The sequence below is a fragment of the uncultured Apibacter sp. genome (genome assembly GCF_946479295.1).
In the GTDB taxonomy this organism is placed as follows: Bacteria; Bacteroidota; Bacteroidia; order Flavobacteriales; family Weeksellaceae; genus Apibacter.
In genome coordinates this window covers 1-4,381 of record NZ_CAMLFD010000031.1, presented here as the reverse complement: position 1 = coordinate 4,381, position 4,381 = coordinate 1, and the positions used below count along the sequence as shown (strand labels likewise).

General features: G+C 29.2%; 3 protein-coding genes. 2 read left to right on the top strand and 1 reads right to left on the bottom strand.

From position 1 onward, the window contains the following. Window positions 1–184: 184 nt before the first annotated feature. A complete protein-coding gene (locus Q0T35_RS11030; RefSeq protein WP_295843129.1) occupies window positions 185–2,473 on the bottom strand; it encodes a leucine-rich repeat domain-containing protein in 2,289 nt (762 codons plus the stop codon). 370 nt (window positions 2,474–2,843) lie between these two features. Here Q0T35_RS11030 and Q0T35_RS11025 point away from each other — a divergent pair, with 370 nt between their 5' ends. Then, entirely contained in the window at window positions 2,844–3,710 is an 867-nt protein-coding gene (locus tag Q0T35_RS11025; RefSeq protein ID WP_295843127.1) for an ABC transporter substrate-binding protein, read from the top strand. Further along, on the top strand, window positions 3,691–3,888 hold the full coding sequence (locus Q0T35_RS11020) for a hypothetical protein (RefSeq protein WP_295843126.1): 198 nt from the start codon (window positions 3,691–3,693) through the stop codon (window positions 3,886–3,888). The genes Q0T35_RS11025 and Q0T35_RS11020 overlap by 20 nt, the downstream gene beginning before the upstream one ends. The last annotated feature ends 493 nt before the right edge of the window (window positions 3,889–4,381 follow it).

Genomic DNA, 4,381 nt, shown 5'->3' with positions numbered 1-4,381 from the left:
TATAGGAAAGGGAGCTAGTGTTTAAGAGTCTTAATCAATCAACCTTTGGAAGAAAAAGATAAAGACTCAAAAACTAAACTAAGCTTTACCCAAGATGTTTATTTTTTTTCCTTTTATAATGGATTTGTTTATTTAAAGAAGAATTAGGAAATACAAGATCCATTTGGAAAGTGAAATATTTGAATTAAAAATCTTTCCATTGCTTGGCTTTGGCATAGAGCTGACGGAAAGCATCAGGGACCTTTAGTGAACAGGTATTTTTATTAACTCCATAAAAGACATTTTCCCCAAGCAAAGGAGGGGTTGCAGCATTACAGCTAATAGTAGATAAATATTTAGAATTGTAAAATGCTTGGTCAGCAATAGATTGTAGAGAACCGGGCAAATTAATCTCTTTGATTTTAGAATTATAGAAAGCCTGCTTATTAATTGATTTTAAATTTTTAGGTAAGACTACCGTTCCATTAAAATAGGCAAAGGATCCTTCAGGTAAGATTTCCAAATGATCAGGAAGAATAATTTTACCTCTTAAGCTATGAAAAGCCTCTTTTCCAATATTTTTTAGCTGAGTTGCTTTAGATAAATCCAGATTTAAATTACTAACATATCCTAAGTTAGTTCCCGTCAGTGGATATTGAGTAAGTTCAAAGGTATTGATTTCAGAACTATAAAAAGCATTCTTATCAATTGATTTTAAATTTTTAGGTAAGACTACTGTTCCATTAAAATAGGCAAAAGATAATTCAGGTATAGTTTCCAAATGATCGGGAAGAATAATTGTACCTTCTAAGCTATTAAAAGCGTATTTACCAATGTTTTTTAGCTTAGTTGCTTTAGATAAATCTAGATTCAAATTACTAGGATATTTAAAAGCATTATTGGAAATAGTTTCCAGAAGAGGACATTGAGTAAGGTCCAAAGTATTGATTGGGGAATGGTAAAAAGCTTTTTCGCCAATGATTTTTAAATTTTTAGGTAAGACTACTGTTCCATTAAAACCGGCAAAGGATAATTCAGGTAAAATTTCCAAATGATTGGGAAGAATAATTTTACCATTTACGCTTTGAAAAGCAGCTTTACCAATATTTTTTAACTTAGTTGATTTAGATAAATCCAGATTCAGATTACTAGCATATTTAAAAGCTGAGTTTTCGATAGTTTCCAGAAGAGGACATTGAGTAAGGTCCAAGGTATTGATTTTAGAAAAATAGAAAGCTTCTTTTCCAATGGTTTTTAAATTTCTAGGTAAAACTACCGTTCCATTAAAGCCGGAAAAAGATAATTCAGGTAAGGCTTCTAAATGATCGGGAAGAATAATTTTACCTTTTAAGCTATGAAAAGCCTCTTTTTCAATATTTTTTAGCTTAGTTGCTTTAGATAAATCCAGATTCAGATTCTTAGCAAATTCAAAGGCTTTATTGTCAATAGTTTCTAGTTGTGTGCATAGAGTAAAGTCCAAGGTATTGATTTGGGAATTAGAGAAAGCCTTTTTTCCAATATTTTTTAAATTTTTAGGTAATACTACCGTTCCATCAAAAAATTCAAAGGAAAATTCGGGTAAGATTTCCAACTGATTGGGGAGTATTACTTTTCCTGACACATGATAAAAAGCAGCTCGACCAATATTTTCTAATAAGGCACATTTGGAAAAGTCGAGCGTATTAATTTGAGAGTAATAAAAAGCATTTTTCTCAATAGTTTTTAAATTTTTAGGTAATACTATCGTTCCATTAAAATCGGCAAAGGAAAATTCAGGCAAGATTTCCAACTGATCGGGAAGAATAATTTTACCTTTTGCATGATCAAAAGCTTCCTCTCCAATATTTTTTAGCTTAGTTGCTTTAGATAAATCCAGATTCAGATTCTTAGCAAATTCAAAGGCTTTATTGTCAATAGTTTCTAATTGTGTGCATAGAGTAAAGTCCAAGGTATTGATTTGGGAATTAGAGAAAGCCTGCTTATTAATTGATTTTAAATTTTTAGGTAGTACTACCGTTCCCTTAAAACCGGCAAAGGATAATTTTAGTAAAGTTTCCAACTGATCGGGAAGAGTCACTTTTCCTTGTACGCTATGAAAAGCAGATAGGCCAATGTTTTTAAGTTGGGTACACTTGGAGGCATCGATGCTGACATTATAAGCAAATTGAAAAGCAAAGTCTGAAATAGTAGTTAGAGAAGAAGGCAAAATAATATTTTTCAATATAGTATTATATTCAAAAATATTGGCAGGAAGTATTCCGTCGTTCGTTCCAGAATTAGAAAGGTCTAAAACCGATAGTTTTTTCATACTTTTTAAAGTAGTGTAATCAACAGAATTAATTTTTCCATTAATTTTTAATTCGGTAATAGAGTTGATTTCGCTACCCAGTAGTTTAGATAAACTGCCGGGGTTTTCTATATCAATAACATTTACTTGACAATGCAAGTAAACTATTGAAAAAAAATAAAATAAAAAAGTTGAGCGATTTTTCACAAAAATATATTTTGATAGATTAATAATTTTATGTTTTATTTTAAGAAATTGAAAAATAATAAAGATAAATTAATTGATGTTGGTAAATATTGCTAAGCTCTTAAATATTTACCTGTAAAGGATGTAAAAAAAAATAATAGTTAATTTGTTTGTTGTTTTATTAAAATAATGTTTACAATTTTTTTACAATATTAAATTTATCTGAATGCTAATATATTTTGTATTTGTAAACTAAATCAGGTGATTTTTATGTTAAATTAAAAATTTAGAATCGAGATAAATTTTAAGAGGGGTTAATACAAAAAATGTATATTAATAAATAATGATAAATGTGTAATTTTAATGGTTTTGATCAAAAGATAAAAAACACATGAAGAAAATATTTCTGCTTCAATTGGTACTAATAACCTTGTGTTCATGCAAAAAACTCGATAAACCTACAGTTTTTGATAATGAATATGCTACTAATTTCTCAATCCATTCTGAAGATAACCGACTATCAATAACATCTGCAGGTACAAATATGCAAATTCCCTTAGATTATAAATGTAAGAAATGTATAATTACAACAACTTCAGCATCTGCATATATAGATGCTTTAGGGGAAATCAATACAATAGTAGGAGTTTGTTCACCTCATTATTTCTATAATACTAAAATACAAGAGAAACTTAAGAATCATTCGATTGAAGATATCGGAAACGATGGGACTATAAATTTTGAAAAAATTTTAGCATTAAAGCCAGATTTAATAATAACCGATCATAATCCCAATTATGAAAAAATTTTAAATCAACTCTCGAGGCAGGGGATTAAAATTCTTTATGTTGAGGAATTTATGGAAATACATCCTTTAGGTAAAACGGAATATCTTAAATTATTCGGAACTGTATTCAATCAAATTAAGAAGGCCGATAGCCTTTATTCATTTGTAAAGAAAAATTATGAAGCATTAAAAGAAAAAACGTCACAAGTAACTATCAGGCCTAAGGTTTTCACCGGAATTATGTATGGAGATTCTTGGTATATGGCAGGAGGAAAAAGTTTTCTGTCAACATTGTTTCGTGATTCAGGTGCCCAATATCTTTGGGATGATACTAATAAATCAGGATCAGTTCCCTTACGTTTTGAAGAGGTTTTGAGTAAAGGAAAAAATGCAGAATATTGGATAGGAGCCGGTAATTTCAAATCTAAAAAAGAAATGTTGAATCTCAAGTATGAATTATGCATGGATTAGTGCTTATAAAAAGGGAAATGTTTACGCATTTAATAATAGAGCAAATCAATCGGATGCAAATGATTATTACGAAAATGGTAGTATTTATGCGGATAGAGTTTTATCTGATCTGATTAAAATTGTACATCCCGAACTACTTCCTGAATATAAACTAACTTATTTAAAAAAATTAGATTAAAATTAAAGTAAAACTCCGCTTAAAATAAGGGAAGCAATTGTAAAATAAATTATCAATCCGGTAACATCTACCATCGTAGCCACAAAAGGCGCCGATGAAGTGTCGGGAGTGCGAGGAAATAATTCTTTCTTGATATCTTTATAGCTTCTTCTAATTGATGTTTAAGAATCATTAACATCGATTTCATTTCAACAATTAGGGCATTTTATTTGAGTTTGGGAATTCATAGTAAATGTACTATTTTATCATACAAAAGTATGAAATAAGAAAATAAGTACCAATGAGTTGAAAAAAGGAGGTGTTTTTTTAAGCTTTCAGATATGAAATTTACGGATAAAAGTATTTGTTTTTATAGAATTTTATAGAACTAATATATTTTGACAAAAAATAATTAAAAAGACCAAGGCGGAACAATTTGTTCCGCCTTGGTCTTTAAGTAACTACTAATGTGTAGTAAAATAATTAATAACAGTGTTTAAATTTTAATAAACCT